16 protein-coding genes are annotated in these 20,555 nt (G+C 69.0%); 7 read left to right on the forward strand and 9 right to left on the reverse strand.

The genetic code is table 11. The features are described from left to right. Nucleotides 1-201 precede the first annotated feature (201 nt). On the forward strand, nt 202-906 hold the full coding sequence (locus C665_RS03035; protein WP_004299832.1) for a hypothetical protein: 705 nt from the start codon (nt 202-204) through the stop codon (nt 904-906). Between the two features lie 95 nt (nt 907-1,001). On the opposite strand, the gene C665_RS03040 is transcribed toward C665_RS03035, so the two are convergent. The 3 genes from C665_RS03040 to C665_RS03050 all read right to left on the reverse strand — a co-directional run bounded on the left by C665_RS03040 (nt 1,002) and on the right by C665_RS03050 (nt 5,249). After that, nucleotides 1,002-3,128, reverse strand: a complete 2,127-nt coding sequence (locus C665_RS03040; RefSeq protein ID WP_004299833.1) for a M3 family metallopeptidase — start codon at nt 3,126-3,128, stop codon at nt 1,002-1,004. Nucleotides 3,129-3,238: 110 nt separating this feature from the next. Continuing rightward, entirely contained in the window at nt 3,239-4,012 is a 774-nt protein-coding gene (locus C665_RS03045; protein WP_004299834.1) for a DUF2189 domain-containing protein, read from the reverse strand. A 301-nt stretch (nt 4,013-4,313) separates the two neighbouring features. Next, a complete protein-coding gene (locus C665_RS03050; RefSeq protein WP_004299836.1) occupies nt 4,314-5,249 on the reverse strand; it encodes a phosphoribosylaminoimidazolesuccinocarboxamide synthase in 936 nt (311 codons plus the stop codon). 887 nt (nt 5,250-6,136) lie between these two features. Here C665_RS03050 and C665_RS03055 point away from each other — a divergent pair. After that, a complete protein-coding gene (locus C665_RS03055; RefSeq protein WP_004299838.1) occupies nt 6,137-6,682 on the forward strand; it encodes a hypothetical protein in 546 nt (181 codons plus the stop codon). Nucleotides 6,683-6,797: 115 nt separating this feature from the next. On the opposite strand, the gene C665_RS03060 is transcribed toward C665_RS03055, so the two are convergent. Continuing rightward, on the reverse strand, nt 6,798-7,460 hold the full coding sequence (locus C665_RS03060; RefSeq protein WP_004299840.1) for a dioxygenase family protein: 663 nt from the start codon (nt 7,458-7,460) through the stop codon (nt 6,798-6,800). Nucleotides 7,461-7,645: 185 nt separating this feature from the next. Between C665_RS03060 and C665_RS03065 the strand changes: the two genes are divergently transcribed. Continuing rightward, complete coding sequence (locus C665_RS03065; protein WP_004299842.1) at nt 7,646-8,752, forward strand: Acg family FMN-binding oxidoreductase; 1,107 nt, start codon at nt 7,646-7,648, stop codon at nt 8,750-8,752. A 25-nt stretch (nt 8,753-8,777) separates the two neighbouring features. Here C665_RS03065 and C665_RS03070 read toward each other — a convergent pair whose 3' ends face one another. From C665_RS03070 to pyk, 3 genes are all read right to left on the reverse strand, one after another. After that, the gene (locus tag C665_RS03070) at nt 8,778-10,079 is read right to left on the reverse strand and encodes a DUF3422 family protein (RefSeq protein ID WP_004299844.1); all 1,302 of its coding nucleotides are present in this window, start codon (nt 10,077-10,079) and stop codon (nt 8,778-8,780) included. Nucleotides 10,080-10,212: 133 nt separating this feature from the next. Further along, nucleotides 10,213-11,277, reverse strand: a complete 1,065-nt coding sequence (gene fba, locus C665_RS03075; RefSeq protein ID WP_004299846.1) for a class II fructose-bisphosphate aldolase — start codon at nt 11,275-11,277, stop codon at nt 10,213-10,215. A gap of 107 nt (nt 11,278-11,384) precedes the next feature. After that, complete coding sequence (pyk, locus tag C665_RS03080) at nt 11,385-12,839, reverse strand: pyruvate kinase (RefSeq protein ID WP_004299849.1); 1,455 nt, start codon at nt 12,837-12,839, stop codon at nt 11,385-11,387. Nucleotides 12,840-13,016: 177 nt separating this feature from the next. Between pyk and C665_RS03085 the strand changes: the two genes are divergently transcribed. The 4 genes from C665_RS03085 (at nt 13,017) to C665_RS03100 (ending at nt 17,820) form a co-directional block, all read left to right on the forward strand. Beyond that, nucleotides 13,017-14,135 carry an SGNH/GDSL hydrolase family protein gene (locus C665_RS03085; protein ID WP_051021670.1) on the forward strand — a complete coding sequence of 373 codons (1,119 nt, stop codon included), beginning with the start codon at nt 13,017-13,019 and terminating at the stop codon, nt 14,133-14,135. Between the two features lie 186 nt (nt 14,136-14,321). Beyond that, nucleotides 14,322-15,086, forward strand: a complete 765-nt coding sequence (locus tag C665_RS03090) for a fumarate reductase cytochrome b subunit (protein ID WP_004299852.1) — start codon at nt 14,322-14,324, stop codon at nt 15,084-15,086. Then, entirely contained in the window at nt 15,083-17,086 is a 2,004-nt protein-coding gene (locus C665_RS03095; protein WP_004299853.1) for a fumarate reductase flavoprotein subunit, read from the forward strand. Before C665_RS03090 ends, C665_RS03095 begins: the two co-directional genes overlap by 4 nt. After that, entirely contained in the window at nt 17,083-17,820 is a 738-nt protein-coding gene (locus C665_RS03100) for a fumarate reductase iron-sulfur subunit (protein WP_004299855.1), read from the forward strand. The genes C665_RS03095 and C665_RS03100 overlap by 4 nt, the downstream gene beginning before the upstream one ends. Nucleotides 17,821-18,173: 353 nt before the next feature. On the opposite strand, the gene C665_RS03105 is transcribed toward C665_RS03100, so the two are convergent. Together C665_RS03105 and gap are read right to left on the reverse strand one after the other, a co-directional pair. Then, the gene (locus C665_RS03105) at nt 18,174-19,358 is read right to left on the reverse strand and encodes a phosphoglycerate kinase (protein WP_004299857.1); all 1,185 of its coding nucleotides are present in this window, start codon (nt 19,356-19,358) and stop codon (nt 18,174-18,176) included. 76 nt (nt 19,359-19,434) lie between these two features. Next, nucleotides 19,435-20,463, reverse strand: coding sequence for a type I glyceraldehyde-3-phosphate dehydrogenase (gene gap / locus C665_RS03110; RefSeq protein ID WP_004299859.1), 1,029 nt, complete (start codon nt 20,461-20,463; stop codon nt 19,435-19,437). Nucleotides 20,464-20,555 lie beyond the last annotated feature (92 nt).

Consider the following 20,555-nt stretch of genomic DNA (forward strand, 5'->3'; position numbering starts at 1 on the left):
CGCCCTTCGCGGGCTTCTCTGCGCACACTCGCGGTCAGCAACTCGACTACACTGAACATCGGCTGCTCCATGACGAGCAGCTAAAGTGCCTGGGTAAAATTCAACGCGCACCGCTGGGTAGTTTTAGACGCGCGCCGACACGTCTGGGAGCTCTACGACACCACCACGGACTGGGCGCAGTCCAAGGACCTGTCGAAGGAGATGCCGGACAAGCTGCGCGAACTGCAGCGCCTGTGGATCATCGAGGCGACGCGCAACAAGGTGCTGCCGATCGATGACCGGATGTTCGAGAAGATAAATCCGGACACCGCCGGCCGGCCGACGCTGGTGAAGGGCAAGACCCAGCTCCTGGCCGGTGGCATGAGCCACCTGGGCGAGAACTGCGTCCTCAACCTCAAGAACAAGTCGCACTCCGTCACCGCAGCGATCGTGGTCCCGCAAGGCGGGGCAGAGGGCGTCATCATCGCGCAGGGCGCCGATATCGGCGGCTGGAGCCTGTATGCCAAGGGCGGCAAGCTCAAGTACTGCTACAACTGGGGCGGCTTCAAGCACTTCATGATCGAAGGCGCTTCGGTCATGGCTCCGGGCGAGCATCAGGTGCGCATGGAGTTCGCCTACGCCGGTGGCGGCCTCGGCAAGGGCGGCAAGGTGACGCTGTACGTCGATGGCCAGAAGGACGGCGAAGGTGAAGTCGGCGCAACGCTGGCGATGATCTTCTCGGCCGACGACGGTCTGGATGTCGGCAAGGACGGCGGCTCGGCGGTATCGCCGGACTACAAGCCTGGCAACAATTCCTTCAACGGCAAGGTGAAGGGCGTGCAGCTCGCGATCGACGAGGCCGCGGAAGACCTGGATCACCTGCTCGATCCGGCGGACGTCATCCGCATGGCGATGGCCCGCCAGTAAGGGCCTGCCGGCCGGCAGCCTGCACGGGCTGCCAGTCAGCCAAGCGGCGTCGCTGTGATCGCGACGCCGCTTGCACGTTCAGTAGCCAGTTTGCGTCAGGCCTGCGCCACCATGCCGCTGTGGCGCAGCAGCGCGTCGACCCTGGGCTCGCGGCCGCGGAAGGCCTTGAAGGATTCCAGCGCCGGGCGGCTGCCGCCCACCGCCAGGATCTCGCGCCAGAAGCGCTCGCCGGTCTCGGGGTCGAGCAGGCTGCCCTTGCCGGCGCCGGCTTCCTCGAAGGCGGCGAAGGCGTCGGCCGACAGTACCTCGGCCCACTTGTAGCTGTAATAGCCCGCCGCGTAGCCGCCGGCGAAGATGTGCGAGAAGCTGTGCGGGAAGCGGTGCCAGGCGGGCGGGATCATCACTGCGACTTCGCGGCGCACCTCGTCGAGCAGGGCCATCACGCGTTCGATTGCGACCGGGCCGGCAGAGGCCTCCACCTCGCCGTGCAGGCGCAGGTCGAACATCGAGAACTCGAGCTGGCGCACGGTCTGCATGCCGCTCTGGAAGTTCTTGGCGGCGATCATCTTGTCGTACAGCGCGCGCGGCAGCGGCTCGCCGGTATCGACGTGCGCGGTCATGCCCTGCAGCACGTCCCACTCCCAGCAGAAGTTCTCCATGAACTGGCTGGGCAGCTCGACCGCGTCCCACTCCACGCCGTGAATGCCGGACACCGCGAGTTCGTCCACCTGGGTGAGCAGGTGGTGCAGGCCGTGGCCGCACTCGTGGAAGAGGGTGAGCACGTCGTCGTGGGTGAAGGTGGCCGGTTTGCCACCCACCGGGCCGGGGAAGTTGCACACCAGGTAGGCCACCGGCGTGTCGCTGCCCCAGGTGTTGCGGTGGCGGCTGCGTGCCGAATCCATCCACGCGCCGCCGCGCTTGGTGCTGCGCGCATGCAGGTCGAGGTAGAAGTGGCCGACGAGTTCCGGACCGTTCGCGCCTTCCTTCTCGATGCGGAAGAAGCGCACGTCCGGGTCCCAGCTCGGCGCCTCGTCGGGCAGGATGTCGACGCGGTACAGCGCGCGGATCACGCCGAACAGGCCGTCGAGCACCTTGGGCTCGGGGAAGTACTGCTTCACCTCCTGGTCGGAGTAGGCGTAGCGCTTCTCGCGCAATTTCTCGGAGGCGTAGGCCACGTCCCAGGGTTCGAGGGTGTCGAGGCCCAGCTCGGCCTTGGCGAAGGCCTTGAGTTCTTCCAGGTCCTTCTCGGCGAAGGGCTTGGCCTTGGCGGCGAGGTCGCGCAGGAAGCCGAGCACCTGCTCCGGCGTGTCGGCCATCTTGGGCACCAGCGACACCTCGGCGAAGTTGCGATAGCCGAGCATGCGCGCTTCTTCGTCGCGCAGCGCGAGGATGCGGCCGATCAGCGGGCCGTTGTCGAGTTCCGGGTTGCCGAGCTCGGAGGCGCGGGTGGCGTAGGCGCGGTACATGCGCGCGCGCAGCTCGCGATCGTCGGCGTACTGCATCACCGGCAGGTAGGAGGGCATCTGCAGGGTGAACTTCCAGCCTTCCTTGCCCTCGGCCTCGGCCTCGGCGGCGGCGCGGGCGGCCTGGCGTGCGTCGTCGGGGATGCCGGATAGGCCGGATTCATCGGTGATCCACTCGGCGTGGGCGTTGGTGGCGTCGAGCAGGTTCTCGGAGAACTTGGCGGCGAGCTGGGATTGCTCTTCCTGGATCTCCTGGAAGCGCGGCTTCTGCGCGTCGGGCAGCTCGGCGCCGGAGAGGCGGAAGTCGCGCAGCGCGTGCTCGAGGATGCGCTGGCGCACCGGCGACAGGGTGGCGAACTCGGCGCTGTCGTGCAGCGCCTTGTACTTCTCGAACAGCGCGAGGTCTTGCCCGACCTCGGCATAGAAGCGCGAGATCTCGGGCAGCATCGCGTTGTAGGCCTCGCGCCACTCGGGCACGTCGAACACGCTGTGCAGGTGGCCGACCACGCCCCAGGCGCGGCCGAGGCGCTCGCCGGCCTCTTCCATCGGTGCGACGAAGCCGTCCCAGCTCGGGGTCGCGGGGTCGGCGGTGAGACGTTCGATGAGCGCACGATTCTCGTCGATGAGGCCGCGGATCGCGGGCTCGACGTGCTCGGGCCGGATGTCGGCGAAGCGCGGCATGCCGGCGAAGTCGAGCAGGGGATTGGCGTTCGGAGTGGAAATGGAAATGGACGTGGAAATGGACGTGCTGTCGTGCATCTTCGACCTTGTCTGTTCGTTCCGGCCTCGCCGGGCAAGGCGGCTATTCTGCCGCAAAAAAGACGGCGGGCGCCGCGTACGACGCCCGCCGCCGCCTGAACTGCGTGTTCTCAGCGGACCACGTCGCGATAGGCGTGCCAGGTGGCGTGACCCACCAGCGGCAGCAGGACGGCCATGCCGATCATCATGGTGGCGAAGCCGATGCCGACCAGGACGACGATCAGCAAGGCCCACAGCATCATCGTGTCGAAATTGGTCTGCACCGCGCGCAGGCTGGTCATCGCCGCAGTGATGGTGTCGGTGTCGCGGTCCAGCACCATCGGAATCGCGATCGCGGAGAGCGAGAACACGACGATCGCCAGCACGGCGCCGACGACGACGTAGGCGGCGAGGAAGTACAGGTTGTCGCCCGACCCCAGGATGCCGCTGACGAAGTTCGTCACGTTGCTGACCTCGCCCCGATAGAACAGCGCGAAGAGGATGGCCGAGATGCGCTCCCAGGCGATCAGTGCGATGGCGAGGAAGGCGCCGAACATCGCGAGACCGTCGGCACTGCGGACGAGCCCCCGTACCGATGCGGCGAAGGAGACCTTCTCTCCCTTCTCGTGGTGACGCGAAATCTCGTACAGACCCGCAGCCGCGATCGGGCCGACCAGCATGAAGCCCGAGATCGCCGCCATGAACAGATAGGGCTTGTCCGCCGCGTAGGACAGGATCAGGTAGCCGATCGCAGCCAGGATCACGCCGTAGGAGAGGCTTGCGGCGAGGTTCTCGCGCATGTCGTTCCAGCCCATGCGCAGCCACTGCAGCGGCCGCTCCGCGCCGACGGAGCGGATCTGGGGCAGGTTGAAATGTTGATCCAGCGAGTCGTAGGGCTTGTCCATGATCGTCTCCGCAGGTTCTTCGTTATGTTTGACGTGTCGTCCGTGGATGGGATCGACGCGCATGGAAAAGTGCGCGTGATGCCTCGGGCGGTCGTGTTCTTAGAATAGGACAGGCGCGAAGAGTTCGCGAATGAGAGCTATTCTTTATCCAGATAGGGCGTGGCTATGCTGCGCGCGGCGCGGTCCCCAGCAGCGGGCGGCTCGGGTTCGTGAAACCTGCGGCCGATTCGGATGGACGCAGAAAGGAACAAGGGGCACCCCGTGGGGCGCCCCTTGTCGACGTCCTGTGCGCCCGCGGCGCTCAGTCCAGCTTGCGGCCGGTCAGGCGTTCGTAGGCCTCGCGGTATTTGGCCGCGGTGTGCTCGATGACCTCGGCGGGCAGCTTCGGTGCCGGCGGCGCCTTGTTCCAGTCCAGCGTCTCCAGGTAGTCGCGCACGTACTGCTTGTCGAAGGAGGGCGGGCTGATGCCCTCGCGGTAGCCGTCCGCCGGCCAGAAGCGCGAGGAGTCGGGGGTCAGCGCCTCGTCGATCAGGTGCAGCGTGCCGGCGGCGTCGATGCCGAACTCGAACTTGGTGTCGGCGATCAGGATGCCGCGGGTCGCGGCGAACTCGGCCGCCTCGGAATACAGCGCGATCGCCGCGGCGCGCGCCTCGTCGGCGAGCTGGGCGCCGGTCTTGCCGGTGCCGGCCAGCGCGTCCTTCATCAGCGCCTCGCAGCGCGCCTGCGCCTGCGCGAAGGAGATGTTCTCGTCGTGCTCGCCCATGTCGGCCTTGGACGAGGGCGTGAAGATCGGCGCCGGCAGCTTCGCCGCCTGCTGCAGGCCCGCCGGCAGCGCGATGCCGCAGATCGCGCCGGTGGCCTGGTAGTCCTTCCAGCCCGAGCCGATCACGTAGCCGCGCACCACCGCCTCGATCGGCAGCGGCTTCAGGCGCTTGACCACCAGCGCGCGCCCGCGCACCTGTTCGCGCTCGTTTTCGGCGACGACGGTTTCGGGGTCGATGCCGGTGAGCTGGTTGGGCAGAATGTGGCCGAGCCGGTCGAACCAGAAGTTCGCCAGCGCCACCAGCACGCGGCCCTTGTCGGGAATCGGGTCGGGCAGGACCACGTCGAAGGCCGACAGGCGATCGCTGGTCACGATGAGCAGCTTGTCGGCATCGACGGCATAGATGTCGCGCACCTTGCCGCGGCCGAGCAGCGGCAGGCTCTGGATGGAAGTCTCGAAAATGGGCGTCGCCACGGTGGGGCCTCGGGTTGCTGGCAAAGCCGGGATTATAGGGGAGGGCGCGGCAACGCGCTGAGCTCCTCCCGTGACAGCACCGTGTGGGACACGGACCGGCGTCTTCGACCGCAGCGGCGCCCATCTCGCGAGGATGGCGTAGCGCGGGGAAGCGCACGAACGCGTACCCAATAAACGTATTGCTGTCCGGTTCGCAAGCTGCAATGCTAGGGCCGAACGCGTTCCCGCATCTCGTCGAGCAAGCGCAAGGCCTACCGCGGCGGGGCGGGCGGCTCGTTCCGACGAGTACGGGGGGCGGTGGGCGTCCTGGGGGGGCGACTGGGCATGCCGCAGGGTTCCGTGCAAGCCAGCAGATTTGCGGGCTAAAACACGTTGGGCCTTTCCTTTCGGTTGGAGGCGGTCATTATTTGAACACTCGTTTTGTTCCTCACTGGCCTATTCCCGGTTCTCGTTTTCGGCCAAGTGCCATTCCCCGAGTTGCCGCAGCCGATAGCGGGCTATTCTTTTGAGGACAAGGACTGGAACGTCGAAGCGCCAACGACACCAAGGAGTGGTCGCCCTCATGCTCCCACGCCAACGTCCATTCCTGGCGCGCGGGTGATAAGGACACTTCAACTCAAGGCGCTTCTTGATGCAAGCAACAAGGTTGTGGTGGTTGATGTGCTGGATGCGAAGACCAGAATGGAGCGAGCCCGAGAGTGTCAGCTGGTAGCCGGCCAGGTTCAATTGGAAACGCATTGGTCACGGCTCATGCCGTTCCGCCAGCGCCGACATTTGCTTGGTCCCATCCATCCGCCAAACTGCGGGTGCATTCCCGGCCGCATCAGTCGGCGTCGATGCAGAAGGAGCGCTGGAATCATCAAACGCCAGAAACAGGGAGCTTCGCCATGGCAGGTTTCGACATCAGGAACGATACGATCTGGCCGCTGGAGATCTCGCTCGGAATGCTGAGTCCGCTGTACTGGGGCTTGACCGAGCCCGCCCAGACCTTCTCCAGAAGCACGGGCGCGGTCTGGTTCACCATTCAGGCCACGGTGGCGCTGGACCACAAGGAGCACATCACGACGGCCGGGGCGGTCTTCGATGTCTTCAAGAACATCCTCTTCCCGCAGGTGATGCTCGGCAATTGGCTCATCAATGGCGAAATGCTCGCCGGATCGCATGGCATCACCGAGGACGTGGCCCAGGCCCTGGGCGCAAAGCGGCCGATCACGATCAAGGGCCGGCCGCTCGACGAGATGTCGACCGAAGATGCGATCGCGGGTTTGCAGGGAATCTTCACCCATGACAGGTCGCGCGTCTCGAAGGCGGGATGCTATGCGGGCTGGAGCGGGCACAAGCAGTACGTCGTCAGCGGCGGGCCGACGCTGCAGGTCAGGGCTGGCGGTGTGGAACTTGTGTCGGGTACGCCGCTGTCCATCGTGAAGCTGTAGGCGCGCCGAGACCTTGGCACCGGACCGCGACGTCGTCACGGTGAATGTCGCGTGTGCTCGTAGCACGAGGACGAAAGACCGCGAACGGCCCGGCCTGCGGGTCTCCCGGAGAGCCTCAGGCCGTGCTCGCCTCGAACAGTCCCGCCAGCGCCGGCGCCAGCACGAAGTCGAACTCCGCCGCCAGCGTGGCGATAGGATCGTCCGCCGCGACGAAGTCCGCCAGCAGCAGCGGGCGCAGCGCCTCGGGCACGCGCATGAAGAGGCCGTCGCGCTGGTTGAGCGGTTCGCCGGCGACATAGATCTGGGTGACGAAGGGACGCCCGCCTTCCTGGAACACCGCGGCGTGGATGTGCGGCGTGCGGCCGGGATAGGGCACCGGGCGGATGGTGCGGAAGCGGTAGCGCCCGTCGGCGTCGGTGACGGTGTGGCCGAAGCCCTGGAAGTCCGGGTCCTCCTCCACTTCGGCGCGATCGCGCGGGTGGCGGTAGCGGCCGTTGGCGTCGCATTGCCAGATCTCCACGCGCAGGCCGGCCAGCGGGCGGCCGTCGAGGTCGAGCACGCGGCCCGACAGGTCGGCGATCTGCCCGGCGGCACGACCGCTGCGGCCTTCGACCCGGGTGAGGTCGTTGTCCTTGTGCAGCGGCGGGGTGACCGGGTAGAAGGGGCCGGGCATCTGGCTCGGCGTCAGCACGCGCTGCGCCGCGGCGAGCGGCGCGGAGAGCAGGGTGGCGCTGCCGCCGAGGACGAGGCGGCGGCGGAGTCCGGAATGGTGCGACATGCTTGCGGCTCCGGCTGTGGACATGCCGTGAAGACCGTCGCGGTGGGGCGCGGTTCCGCGCGTGCCCGGACGCGCGCGTCGGGCTTGGCGGGCGGTGGGGGCGCAGGCGGCGCAGGCGGTCTCGCGCCTGCCCGCAGGCGCGTCCAGACTGCCTTGGAGATTGGGTGGTCGGACGGAGGCGGGGCATGGAGCGAAGACGGTTCATCGGCGCCGCGGCGCTGGCCGGGCTGGGGGTGGTGGGCGGGGCCGGCGTCCTTTCCCATCGGCAGAGCGTGGCGGTCTACGAGGCAGCAGCGGGTACGACGTGGCGCCATGGCGAGCCGGCGCAGCGGGACACGCGTGCGGCACTGCGCGAGCTCGTGCGCTACGCCACCCTTGCGCCGTCCAGCCACAACACGCAGTGCTGGAAGTTCGCGCTGGCGGAGCGGTCGGTTTCCATTCTCCCCGACTACTCGCGGCGCTGCCCGGTGGTGGATCCCGACGATCACCACCTCTTCGTCAGCCTGGGCTGCGCTGCCGAGAACATCGTGCAGGCGGCGCCGGCGATGGGCTTCCACTGCGAGGCCGCCTTCGACGGGGAGGCCGCCGAGGTCCTGAACTGCGCGCTGGCGCCCGCGCCGAGCCGACGAACCGCCCTGTTCGAGGCCATTCCGCAGCGTCAATCGACCCGCGGCGAGTTCGACTCGCGGCCGCTTTCGAACGAGGAGCTGCGGCGGCTCGAGGCGGCCGGCTCGGGCAGGGGCGTGAGCGTGCGCCTGCTCACCGGGGCGCAGGCGTTGGAACGCGTCCTGGAGTTCGTCGTCGCCGGGAACACGGCGCAGATGCGGGACCCGGCGTTCGTGCGCGAGCTGAAGGCGTGGATCCGCTTCAACGGCAGCGATGCGGCGCGCACCGGCGACGGCCTGTTCGCAGGGGCGTCCGGAAATCCCGCGGCCCCCGCCTGGCTGGGCGGCCTGCTGTTCGATGCCTTCTTCACCGCGGCGGCCGAGAACGACAAGTACGCGCGGCAGATCCGCAGTGCTGCGGGGATCGCGGTGTTCGTCTCGGAGCGCGACGATCGCGCGCACTGGATCGAGGCGGGGCGTTGCTTCCAGCGCTTTGCGCTGCAGGCGACCGCGATCGGCGTCCGCACGGCGCATCTCAACCAGCCGGTCGAGCTCGCCACGCTGCGCCCCGCCTTTGCCGCCGACCTGGGCATCACGAACGGCCGGCCGGATCTGGTGATCCGTTTCGGCAGGGGGCCGGCGATGCCCCGATCCCTGCGCCGTCCGCTCGACGCCGTGCTGCTGTGAGGGGCGGCGCCCGCCGCCGGCCACCTCAAGGGTGGGCCTGGCCGTCCTCTTCCGTGCCCAGCAGCTTGCGCATCCGCCGCAGCCCCATGAAGACGATGCCGGCGATGACCGGGATCGACACCGCGGTGAGCACCTCCGGCGTCAGCGGCTCGATCAGGTGCTTTGCGCCCTTGGCGACGTAGTTCACCAGCTGCGAGGCGTAGTAGGTGATCGCCACCACCGACAGCCCTTCCACGGTCTCCTGAAGGTGGAGCTGGATCTTGGCGCGGCGGTTCATCTGCGCGAGCAGCTCCTGGTTCTGGCGCTCGATCTCGATGTCGACGCGGGTGCGCAGCAGCTGCGAGTTGCGTGCGATGCGGCCGGAGAGGTCGTCCTGGCGGCGCGCGATCGAGGCACAGGTGTCGATCGCGGGGACGAGGCGGCGGTCCATGAACTCGCCGATCGGGGAGAAGCCGGGCAGGCGCTGTTCGCGCAGGTCGTCGATGCGCTGGCGCACCAGGCGGTAGTAGGCCGCGGCGGCGCCGAAGCGGAAGGTGGTGCGCGCCACCGAGCGCTCGACCTCGGCGGCCAGGCGCGACAGGCGGGCGAGCACCGCGCGGTCGTCCTCGGCGCTGCGCGACCGGCCCATGCCGTCCATGAGGTCGGCGAGCTCGTCCTCGGCGCGCGAGACCAGGCGGCCGGTGTCCTTGGCCACCGGGAAGGCGAGCAGCGCCATGACGCGGTAGGTCTCGATCTCGACCAGGCGCTGGGCGATGCGGCCGGCCTGGCGCGGGGTGAAGCCCTTGTCGAGCAGCAGGAAGTGCGAGAAGCCGTCGTGCAGGTGGAAGTCGGTGAGCACCCAGCCGGCGCCGTCCGAGACGCCGGAGGCGACCAGCGCCTGGCCGTGGCGTGACTGCTGGTGCAGCACCGTCTCCAGCGGCACCTCGCCGACGTCGCGCAGCTCGATGTGGGTGGCGGCGATCAGCAGGCCGGGGATGGCCTTGCGCCACGCCGCGGGCACGTGCAGCAGGGCGTAGTCGTCGGGGCTGTCGTCGGGCTCGATGCGGCGGAAGAAGCAGTAGCTGGAGAACTCGTTGTGGCGCTCCCACTTCAGCCGGAAACCCTCGGCCTCGAGCAGCACGTGGCCCGAGTCGATGTCCGGCGCGGGCTGGCCGAGCTGCCCGGCCAGCGCCGCGAGGTGGTCCGCCTCGCGCCCGGCGCTGCCTTCGTGGTGCAGGAAGGCGAGGTAGGTGACGAATTCCGGGGTGTCCAGCGGCACCGGCGGGCGCGCGTGCACCTCGTCGCTGAGCGTCTGGCGCAGGGGGTGCTGTTCGAAGAGGGAGGACATGGTGGCTCGCAGAGCAGTCGGCGGCGGGTTGGATGAGGGCGACGCGATCGAAGACAATGGATCCACGGCCGCTTGAAGCGACGACCGCGCCAGCTGGCGCGGTCGTCGCTTCAAGCATGTGCTCCGCGCTGGTTCAGCGCACGATCTGGCTCAGCTCGCCGGCCTTGTAACGCGCCGCGATCTTGTCGAGCGCGACGGGCTTGATCTTCGAGGCCATGCCGGCGCAGCCGAAGGCTTCGTAGCGCGCCTTGCAGACCAGCTTGGCGGCCTCGCGCGCGGGCTTGTTGTACTCGCGCGGGTCGAACTTCGACGGGTTCTCGAACATGAACTTGCGGATCGCCCCGGTCATGGCGAGGCGGATGTCGGTGTCGATGTTGATCTTGCGCACGCCGTACTTGATGCCCTGGACGATCTCCTCGACCGGCACGCCGTAGGTCTCCTTCATGTCGCCGCCGTACTGGCGGATGATCTCGAGGAGCTCCTGCGGCACCGAGGAGGAGCCGTGCATCACCAGATGGGTGTTGGGGATGCGGGCATGGATGGCCTTGACGCGCTCGATGGCGAGGATGTCGCCGGTGGGCTTGCGGGTGAACTTGTAGGCGCCGTGGCTGGTGCCGATGGCGATGGCGAGCGCGTCGCAGTCGGTCTGCTTGACGAAGTCGGCGGCCTGGTCGGGGTCGGTGAGCATCTGGCTGTGGTCGAGCGTGCCCTCGGCGCCGACGCCGTCTTCCTCGCCGGCCTGACCGGTCTCGAGCGAGCCGAGGCAGCCAAGCTCGGCCTCGACGCTGACGCCGATCGCGTGCGAGAACTTGACCACCTCGCGGGTGACGGCGACGTTGTATTCGTAGGAGGAGGGCGTCTTGCCGTCTTCCAGCAGCGACCCGTCCATCATCACGCTCGAGAAGCCCGAGCGGATCGCACCCATGCAGATCGCCGGCGACTGGCCGTGATCCTGGTGCATGACGACCGGGATGTGCGGATAGGCCTCGATCGCGGCATCGATGAGGTGGCGCAGGAAGGCTTCGCCCGCGTATTTGCGCGCGCCGGCCGAGGCCTGCATGATCACCGGGGCGTCGCACTCGGCGGCCGCTTCCATGATCGCCTGCACCTGTTCGAGGTTGTTCACGTTGAAGGCGGGCAGGCCATAGCTGTGTTCGGCGGCGTGGTCGAGCAGCTGGCGCATGGAAACGAGGGGCATGGAATCTCTCCGGAAAAGGCCGCCGGGCGGGGCGGCCGGACGATCGAAAGTTCTATTTTAGCGTGTGCGCGGGGACGCTGACCGTGTCTCCCGTCGCGGACGGGTATTCAGACGGGGTCGTCGAGCGTGCCGGGGCGGTGGTGTTCGCCCACGCGCACGATCTTGAGCGTGTTGGTGCCACCCGCGCTGCCGATCGGCTCGCCGATGGTGAGCACGATGAGGTCGCCGTAATCGACCACGCCCTGCTCGAGCAGGACCTGCTCCGCCTCCCACAGCAGCACGTCGCGGTCCTGGTGGGTCTGGCTCATCAGCAGCGGATGGACCTCGCGGTAGAGCGTCATCTGGTTGCGCGCCGAGACCTCGGGGGTGAGCGCGTAGATCGGCACGCCGGCGATCAGGCGGCTCATCCACAGCGCGGTCGAGCCGGTCTGGGTGAGCGAGGCGATCGCCTTGACCTTGAGATGGTAGGCGGTCCAGATTGCCGCCATCGCGATCGACTGGTCGATGCGGGTGAACACGCGGTCGAGCATCTCGCGGTCGAGCCCGGTGTCGTAGGACTTCTCCGCCTCCAGGCAGACCCGGCTCATGGCCTCGACCACCTCCACCGGGTACTTGCCGGCGGCGGTCTCGGCCGACAGCATCACCGCGTCGGTGCCGTCGAGCACCGCGTTGGCCACGTCCGAGACCTCGGCGCGGGTGGGCACCGGGCTGGTGATCATGGATTCCATCATCTGCGTGGCGGTGATGGTGAGCTTGTTGCGGTCGCGCGCGGCGCGGATCATCTTCTTCTGCAGCGCCGGCACCGCGGCGTCGCCCACCTCCACCGCGAGGTCGCCGCGCGCCACCATGATCCCGTCGGAGGCGTCGAGGATCTCGTCGAGGTTGGCCACCGCCTCGGTGCGCTCGATCTTGGCGATCAGCAGCGCCGAACAGCCGGCGGCGCGCATGAGCTGGCGCGCCATGTACATGTCGGCCGCGCTCTTGGGGAAGGACACCGCGACGAAGTCCACGCCGATCAGCGCGGCGGTGCGGATGTCGTCCATGTCCTTGGCGGTGAGCGCGGGCGCGGTGAGCCCGCCGCCCTGGCGGTTGATGCCCTTGTTGTTGGACAGCTCGCCGCCCACCTTCACCGTGGTGTGGATCTCGTGGCCGAGCACGCGCTGCACGGTGAGCTTGAGGCGGCCGTCGTCGAGCAGCAGCACGTCGCCCGGCTTCACGTCCTTGGGCAGGTCCTTGTAGTCGAGGCCGACGCGCTGGACGTTGCCGAGCTCGCAGCGGGCGTCGAGGATGAAGGGCGCGTCGCGGGTCAGCGTCACGCGGCCTTCCTCGAACTTGCCGACGCGGATCTTGGGGCCCTGCAGGTCGGCGAGGATGCCGATCGGGCGGCCGGCGCGCGCGGAGGCGTCGCGGATGGTCTCGGCGCGGGCGACGTGGTCCTCGGGCTTGCCATGGGAGAAGTTCATCCGCACCACGTCGAGGCCGGCGTGCACCATGCGCTCGAGGGTGAGGAGGTCGGACGAGGCGGGGCCGAGGGTGGCGACGATCTTGGTGTGGCGGGACATCCGGGCTGCTCCGGTCGGTGGCGTGCCCGCATTCTAGCAGCGCGGCCGCGACGGCGACTTCGCGCGCACCGTACGCGAGGCTTGCGGATCGGCCTGCATGGCATATATTGGATGAAGTCTGTTCGCGGATGGCGCCCGGGTACCGGAGCCAGCCTCGCCACCCACTGGAGGAGCGTCATGGCCCTACCCGGCAAACCGAGCCGTCGCACAGCCGCGATGGCGGTGTCGAGCGTCGTGTTGTGCATGCTGTCCGCAAGCGCGGCGGCCGTGCCGTCCAGCCTGTACGTGTTCGGCGACAGCCTCTCGGACAACGGCAACCTGTATGCCTGGACTTCGAATCCGTCGAATCCGGTGACCTTCGGCTTGCCGATCCCGGTGTCGCCCCCCTATGAGCAGGGAACCTTCACCAATGGCCCGGTATACGCGGAGCGCCTTTGGGACAGGCTCGGCCTTCCCGGGGAGCTCGCTCCGGCGGCGCTGCCGGGCGGCACGAACCATGCGGTAGGCGGGGCGCGCTCGCGCTACCACTCCTTCGATGTCGGCCCCGACGGCCTGCCGCCGCTCGTGTGGCCCGCCAACTTCGCGTCCTTCAGCCTGACCGGACAGTTCCAGGGCTACCGCGACGGGCTCGCCGGTGGCGCTGCGGACGCGTCGGCGCTGTATCTGGTCTGGGCCGGTGCGAACGACCTGCAGGACGTGCTCCGGCTCGCCCAGCTGAGCGGCCCCGCCGCGGCCGGTGCGCGGCTGGCCGAGGCGGTCGGCGATGTGGCCGGCGTGATCGGCGGGCTGGTCGGCCTGGGCGCGCGCCAGCTCCTCGTGCCCACGGTGCCGGACATCGGCGCGCTGCCGGTGGTGGCCGCCTTCGGTGCGCAGGCCCAGGGAATCGCCCGCCAGTACAGCATCGCGTTCAACCAGGCGATCGACCAGGCCTTGCAGTCCTTCGCCGGCATCCCCGCACTCGAGGTGCTGCGCTTCGATGCGTTCGGGCTGCTCGACGAGGTCGTCCGCGATCCCGCGGCGAACGGCTTCACCGACATCGACACGGCCTGCCTGCAGGGGCTGTACATCGCGCCGACGCCCGGTGCGCCCGCGCCGACGATCTGCTCGAATCCGGACGAGCATCTGTTCTGGGACGTGGTGCATCCGTCGGCGGCCGCCCACGTGATCCTCGCGGACGAGATGTACCGCGAGGTGCGCACCGCCTTCGTGCCCGAGCCCCCGCTGCCGGCGCTGCTCGTGGTGGGCGCGTTGTTCCTCGGCGTCTTTCGTCGCCTGCGGCTGACCAGGCCGCTGTAGACGTCGGGAGCGCGCAGCTTCGTGCGCGGCGGCGCGCTTCGCCTTTCGGGCTGTTGCATTGCGGCAACGGGGGGCGTGACTTAATCCACTGAATGAGACTTTGCGCGGCGTCGGGCGCGGCGATCTGGGTTGTGCACTGCGGCATCCGTTGTATAGTGTGCTGCCTGTCCTGCACATCGCATATTCATGACGCTCCCGCGACCTTGCGCAGCTTCGGCCGCCTCGCCCTGGCCGGCACGCCTGGATCTGCTCCAGAGCCTGTCCGGCCTCGCCCTCGCCCTCTTCATGTGGCTGCACATGGGCTTCGTGTCCGCGATCCTGATCAGCGCGGACTTCGCGTGGGCGGTGGCGCGTTTCTTCGAGGGCTACTTCTTCCTGCCGCGTCCGCAGGCGTGGCTGGTGACGGCCTTCGTCGCTTCGATCGCGCTCCTGTTCGCCCTGCATGCGCTGCTGGCGCTGCGCAGGTTTCCCGCCGACTGGCGCCAGTACCGCATCGCCGCGCGCCACGGCAGCCGTCTGCGCCATGGCGACACGATGCTGTGGTTCGTGCAGGTGGCGACCGGCTTCGCGATGTTCTTCCTCGCGCCGGTGCATCTGTACGCCATGTTCATGCATCCCGACCTCATCGGCCCTTACGAGTCCGCCGATCGCGTGTGGACCGGCGGCTTCTGGCCGCTCTATCTCGCCTTGCTGTTCGCAGTCGAGGTGCATGGCAGCGTGGGCCTGTACCGCCTGGCGGTGAAGTGGGGCTGGTTCGAGGGCCGCGACGCGCGTACGACGCGGCGCCGGCTGAAGCTGGCGATGTGGGGCCTGATCGCCTTCCTGCTCACGCTGGGGCTGACCACGCTGTTGGCGGAGATCCGCATGGGCATCGAGCATGCGCCACGCGCCGGCGAGCGCTACGTGCCGACCTGGCAGCGCAGCCCGACTGCGGTGGAGGAGGCGCGATGAGGATCGAATACACCGACGTGCTGGTGGTGGGCGGCGGCCTGGCCGGCCTGCGCACCGCGGTGGGCGCGGCAAGGCGCCGGCTGCGGGTCGAGGTGCTGTCGCTGGTGCCGGCCAAGCGCTCGCACTCGGTGGCGGCGCAGGGCGGCATGCAGGCGAGCCTGGGCAACGCCTTCAAGGGCATGGGCGACAACGAGGACGTGCACTTCGGCGACACCGTGCGCGGCTCGGACTGGGGCTGCGACCAGCTCGTCGCGCGCATGTTCGCCCACATGGCGCCCAAGGCGGTGCGCGAGCTCGCGGCCTGGGGCGTGCCCTGGAACCGCGTGCAGCGCGGCGCCCACGAGGTGGTCATCAACGGTGAGCGTGTCACGCTGACCGAACGCGACGAGGCCCACGGCCTCATCACCGCGCGCGACTTCGGCGGCACGCGCAAGTGGCGCACCTGCTACACCGCCGACGGCACCGGCCACACCATGCTCTACGCGCTCGGCGACCGCGCGGTCGCCGAGGGCATCCCGGTGCGCGACCGCAGCGAGGCGGTGGCGCTGATCCACGACGGCGGGCGCTGCCAGGGCGCGGTGGTGCGCGACCTGGAGACGGGCGAGCTGTACGCCATCCTGGCCGCCGCCACGGTGATCGCCACGGGCGGCTTCGGCCGCATCTGGGGCATCTCCACCAACGCGATCATCAACGAGGGCATGGGGGCTGCGATCGCGCTCGAGACCGGGGTGGCGCGCCTGGGCAACATGGAGGCGGTGCAGTTCCACCCCACCGCGATCGTGCCCGCCGGCATTCTCGTCACCGAGGGCTGCCGCGGCGACGGCGGCCTGCTGCGCGACGTCGACGGCCACCGCTTCATGCCCGACTACGAGCCGGAGAAGGCCGAGCTCGCCTCGCGTGACGTGGTCTCGCGGCGCATGGCCGAGCACATGCGCCGCGGCAAGGGCGTCAAGTCGGCCGCCGGCGAGCACCTGTGGCTGGACATCGCGGTGCTCGGCGCCGCCCATATCGACCACAAGCTGCGCGAGGTGAAGGACATCTGCCGCCACTTCCTCGGCATCGACCCGGCGCGCGACTGGATCCCGGTGCGGCCGACCCAGCACTACTCGATGGGCGGCATCCGCACCGACCACCGCGGCGAGTCGCCCGCGCTGCGCGGCCTGTTCGCGGTGGGCGAGGCGGCGTGCTGGGACCTGCACGGCTTCAACCGCCTGGGCGGCAACTCGCTCGCCGAGACGGTGGTGGCGGGCATGCTGGTGGGCGAGCACGTCGCCGACTTCGTCGAGTCGCACGCCGGCGCGCTGCAGTTCTCGCCCGGGCTGGCGCGCGACTTCGTCGGCCGCGAGCGCGCTGCCCTGGAGGCGATCACGGCGCGTCCGGCGCCCGCGCCGGGCGCGGACAACGTCGCCTCGCTGCGGCGCGGGATGGAGGCGACCATGACCGAGCACGTCGGCCTGTTCCGTAACGAGGCGGGGCTGCGCACGGCGGTCGCCACGCTGGTCGACCTGCACGCGCGCGCGCAGCGGGTCGGCATCGCCAGCCGCCACCTCGACGCCAATCCGGAGCTGGTGGCCGCCTACCGGCTGCCGCGCATGCTGGCGTTGGCGCTGTGCGCCGCGCAGGGCGCGCTCGAGCGCCGCGAGAGCCGCGGTGCGCACGCGCGCGAAGACTACCCGGCACGCAACGACCGCGACTGGCTGCGGCGCACGCTGGCCTGGTGGCCGGTGGGCGCCGCCACGCCGGTGCTGGAATACGAGCCGATCCGGGTCGAGAGCATGGAGCTGCCGCCCGGATTCCGCGGCTATGGCACGCGCAACATCGTCGAGCATCCGGCCACCGCGCTGCGCGAGGCCGAGCTCGAGTCCATCCGTGCCCGTCTCGAAGGCGCGGGGGGTGCCCCGCTGCAGGCCGCGCTGCTGGATTTCCGCGCACGCCTGCCCGAACGCTATCGAGGCGACAACGAACGCATCGCCGACATCGAAGAGGGAGCGCCGCGATGAGCCGCCGCCTGAAGATCTCGATCTTCCGCCACAACCCGCGCGACCCCCGGAGCGTGCCGCGCCTGGTCGACTACGAGCTCGACGAGCGGCCGGGCATGACTCTCTTCATCGCGCTCAACGCGATCCGCGACACGCAGGCGCCCGACCTCAACTTCGACTTCGTGTGCCGCGCCGGCGTGTGCGGGGCGTGCGCGATGGTGATCGACGGCCGCCCCGGGCTGGCCTGCCGCACGCTGACGAGCACGCTGCCGGCGGCGTTCAGCCTCTATCCGCTGCCGGTGTTCCGCCTCGTGGCGGACCTGTCGGTGGATACCGGGAGCTGGATGCGCGAGCTCGCCGAGCGCCTGCAGACCTGGGTGCATCTCGACGCGGAGCCCGATCTCGATCGCCTGGAGGCGCGCATGGAGCCGGCGCTGGCCGAGGCGGTCTACGAGCTCGACCGCTGCATCGAATGCGGCTGCTGCATCGCCGCCTGCGCCACCGCGCAGATGCGCGAGGGCTTCGTCGGCGCGGTCGGTCTCGTGAAGATCGCGCGCTTCCGCCTCGACTCGGCGGATACGCGCGACGACGCCGACTTCTACGAGCTCGTCGGCAACGACGAGGGCATCTTCGGCTGCATGAGCCTGCTTGCCTGCAACGACCTCTGTCCCAAGGAGCTGCCCCTGCAGACCCAGCTCGCCTGGCTGCGCCGCAAGATGGCCGGGCAAGGGGTACGCTGGCTGCGGCGGGGATGAATCGAGCGCCGCAATCGCGACTCGCGTCGCTCCTACACCCCACCCGAGACGCCGCCGGTCTTGCAGGAGCGACGCCAGTCGCGATCCCGGCCACGCGGTATTTGCAGGCCGTGCGTCGCCCGCCGGAGCGCCCGATCGCGACTTGCGTCGCTCCCACGACAACCGTCGCGCTCCGGCCAGCGCCTGGAATTGCTTGTAGGAGCGACGCCAGTCGCGATCCGGCGCAATAGGCCAGCGCGGCCTGAACTCCGGGCGCCGCAATCGCGACTGGCGTCGCTCCTGCACCCCACCTGAGACGCCGCGGGTCTTGCAGGCGCGACGCAAGTCGCGATCGGGCGGTGCCGGATCGGGGCTCAGTCCTTGACGCGCGCTTCCAGCGCCGCGATCGCGGGCAAGGTCTTGCCTTCGAGGAACTCGAGGAAGGCGCCGCCGCCGGTGGAGATGTAGCCCACGTCCTCGGCGATGTGGAACTTGGCGATCGCCGCCAGGGTGTCGCCGCCACCCGCGATCGAGAAGGCCTCGGAGTGCGCGATCGCCGAGGCCATCATCTTGGTGCCGCCGGCGAACTGGGGCAGCTCGAACACGCCGACCGGGCCGTTCCACACGATGGTGCCGGCGTTGGCGATGATCTCGGAGAGCTTGGCGGCCGTCTTCGGGCCGACGTCGAGGATGCGGTCGTGCGCGCCGACCTCTTCCACCGGAATGCGGTTGGCACGCGCCAGCGCGGAGACCTCGTCGGCGACGACGACGTCGACCGGCAGCGGCACCTCGGCGCCACGCGCCTTCATCATGTCCATGATCGCCTGCGCTTCCTTGACCAGCTCGGGCTCGGCGAGCGACTCGCCGATGCGCTTGCCGGAGGCGAGCAGGAAGGTGTTGGCGATGCCGCCGCCGACGATGAGCTGGTCCACCTTGTGGGCGAGCGACTTCAGGATGGTGAGCTTGGACGAGACCTTGGAGCCGCCCACGATCGCCACCAGCGGGCGCTGCGGGGATTGCAGGGCCTTGCCGAGCGCGTCGATCTCGGCGCCCATCAGGATGCCGGCGCAGGCCACCGGGGCGAAGCGGGCGATGCCGTGGGTGGTGGCCTCGGCGCGGTGGGCGGTGCCGAAGGCGTCATTGACATAGACGTCGCAGAGCGCGGCCATCTTCCTGGCCAGCTCTTCGTTGTCCTTCTTCTCGCCCTTGTTGCAGCGGCAGTTCTCGAGCAGGACGACCTCGCCCGGCTTGACCTCGAAGCCGCCCTCGACCCAGTCGGACACCAGGCGCACCGGGCGGTGCAGCAGCTGGCCGAGGCGCACCGCGACCGGGGCCAGGGTGTCGTCGGGGCCGACCGTGCCTTCGGTGGGGCGGCCGAGGTGGGAGGTGACCATCACCGCGGCGCCGTTGTCCAGGCAGTACTGGATCGAGGGCAGCGAGGCGCGGATGCGGGTGTCCTCGGTGATGTTGCCGGCGTCGTCCTGCGGCACGTTGAGGTCGGCGCGGATGAAGACCTTCTTGCCGCGCACGTCGAGTTCGGTGAGTTTCTTGACTTGCATGATTCGCTCGTTCCCGGAAAAACGCCCTGCGGGGCAGGGCGTCGGTTCGACTGGATGTCCGTGTGTCGCCTGGCGCTTACTTGGCGTTGCAGAAGGCGCGCGCGGCGTCGAGCATGCGGCAGGAGTAGCCCCACTCGTTGTCGTACCAGGCCAGCACCTTGACCAGCACCGAGCCGTCCTCGCCCTGGATGACGCGGGTCTGGGTGGCGTCGAAGGTGGAGGACACGGTGGTGTGGTTGAAGTCGGAGGACACCAGCGGCTCGGTGTTGACCGCCAGAATGCCCTTGAGCGGGCCGTTGGCCGCGGCGGTCATCAGCGCGTTGATCTCTTCCTTGGTGGTGGCGCGCTCGGCGGTGAAGGTGAGGTCGACCAGCGAGACGTTGATCGTGGGCACGCGCAGGGCGAAGCCATCGACCTTGCCGACCAGTTGCGGCAGCACCAGGCCGACGGCCTTGGCGGCACCGGTCTTGGTCGGGATGATGTTGGCGGCGGCGGCGCGGGCGCGGCGCAGGTCCTTGTGGCGCACGTCCACGGTCACCTGGTCGTTGGTGTAGGCGTGGATGGTGGTCATCAGGCCCTGCTTGATGCCGACGCTGTCGGCCAGGATCTTGGCGACCGGGGCCAGGCAGTTGGTGGTGCACGAGGCGTTGGAGACCACGGTCATGTCGCCGCGCAGCACTTCCTCGTTCACGCCCATGACGATGGTGGTGTCGACGTCGTCGCCGCCCGGGGCGGAGATCAGCACGCGGCGGGCGCCCTGGTCGAGCAGGGCCTGGGCCTTGGCCTTGGTGGTGTAGGCGCCGGTGCATTCGAGCAGCACGTCCACGCCGTGGCTGCCCCAGTTCACGCCCTTGGGGTCCTTGGTGGAGTAGAAGGGGATCTTCTTGCCGTCGATGATGATGACGTTCTCGCCCTCGGTCTCGACCGAGGTGGCGAAGCGGCCGTGGGTGGTGTCGTACTTGAGCAGGTGGGCGTTGGTGGCCAGATCGCCCGAGGCGTTGATGGCGACCACTTCGAACTCGTTCTGCAGGCCCTGCTCGTAGATGGCGCGCAGCGTGCAGCGACCGATACGACCGAAACCGTTGATGGCGACCTTGATGCTCATCCTTGCTTCTCCCTGAGATAACGGTGGAAAACCGCGTGATTTGTGTTTGCCGATGCCCTGCCGGTCCGTGCGGGACCGTGTCCTGATGTGCA

It is taken from the genome of Thauera aminoaromatica S2 (genome assembly GCF_000310185.1).
Taxonomy (GTDB): domain Bacteria; phylum Pseudomonadota; class Gammaproteobacteria; order Burkholderiales; family Rhodocyclaceae; genus Thauera; species Thauera aminoaromatica.

Coding starts and splice junctions, on each gene's coding strand:
- C665_RS03040 (WP_004299833.1), bottom strand. CDS start 3,128: ATGCACGACAGCACGTCCATTTCCACGTCCATTTCCATTTCCACTCCG.
- C665_RS03055 (WP_004299838.1), top strand. CDS start 6,137: ATGGCAGGTTTCGACATCAGGAACGATACGATCTGGCCGCTGGAGATC.
- C665_RS03090 (WP_004299852.1), top strand. CDS start 14,322: ATGACGCTCCCGCGACCTTGCGCAGCTTCGGCCGCCTCGCCCTGGCCG.
- C665_RS03045 (WP_004299834.1), bottom strand. CDS start 4,012: ATGGACAAGCCCTACGACTCGCTGGATCAACATTTCAACCTGCCCCAG.
- C665_RS03060 (WP_004299840.1), bottom strand. CDS start 7,460: ATGTCGCACCATTCCGGACTCCGCCGCCGCCTCGTCCTCGGCGGCAGC.
- C665_RS03095 (WP_004299853.1), top strand. CDS start 15,083: ATGAGGATCGAATACACCGACGTGCTGGTGGTGGGCGGCGGCCTGGCC.
- fba (WP_004299846.1), bottom strand. CDS start 11,277: ATGCCCCTCGTTTCCATGCGCCAGCTGCTCGACCACGCCGCCGAACAC.
- C665_RS03065 (WP_004299842.1), top strand. CDS start 7,646: ATGGAGCGAAGACGGTTCATCGGCGCCGCGGCGCTGGCCGGGCTGGGG.
- gap (WP_004299859.1), bottom strand. CDS start 20,463: ATGAGCATCAAGGTCGCCATCAACGGTTTCGGTCGTATCGGTCGCTGC.
- C665_RS03035 (WP_004299832.1), top strand. CDS start 202: ATGCCGGACAAGCTGCGCGAACTGCAGCGCCTGTGGATCATCGAGGCG.
- C665_RS03100 (WP_004299855.1), top strand. CDS start 17,083: ATGAGCCGCCGCCTGAAGATCTCGATCTTCCGCCACAACCCGCGCGAC.
- C665_RS03105 (WP_004299857.1), bottom strand. CDS start 19,358: ATGCAAGTCAAGAAACTCACCGAACTCGACGTGCGCGGCAAGAAGGTC.
- C665_RS03070 (WP_004299844.1), bottom strand. CDS start 10,079: ATGTCCTCCCTCTTCGAACAGCACCCCCTGCGCCAGACGCTCAGCGAC.
- pyk (WP_004299849.1), bottom strand. CDS start 12,839: ATGTCCCGCCACACCAAGATCGTCGCCACCCTCGGCCCCGCCTCGTCC.
- C665_RS03085 (WP_051021670.1), top strand. CDS start 13,017: ATGGCCCTACCCGGCAAACCGAGCCGTCGCACAGCCGCGATGGCGGTG.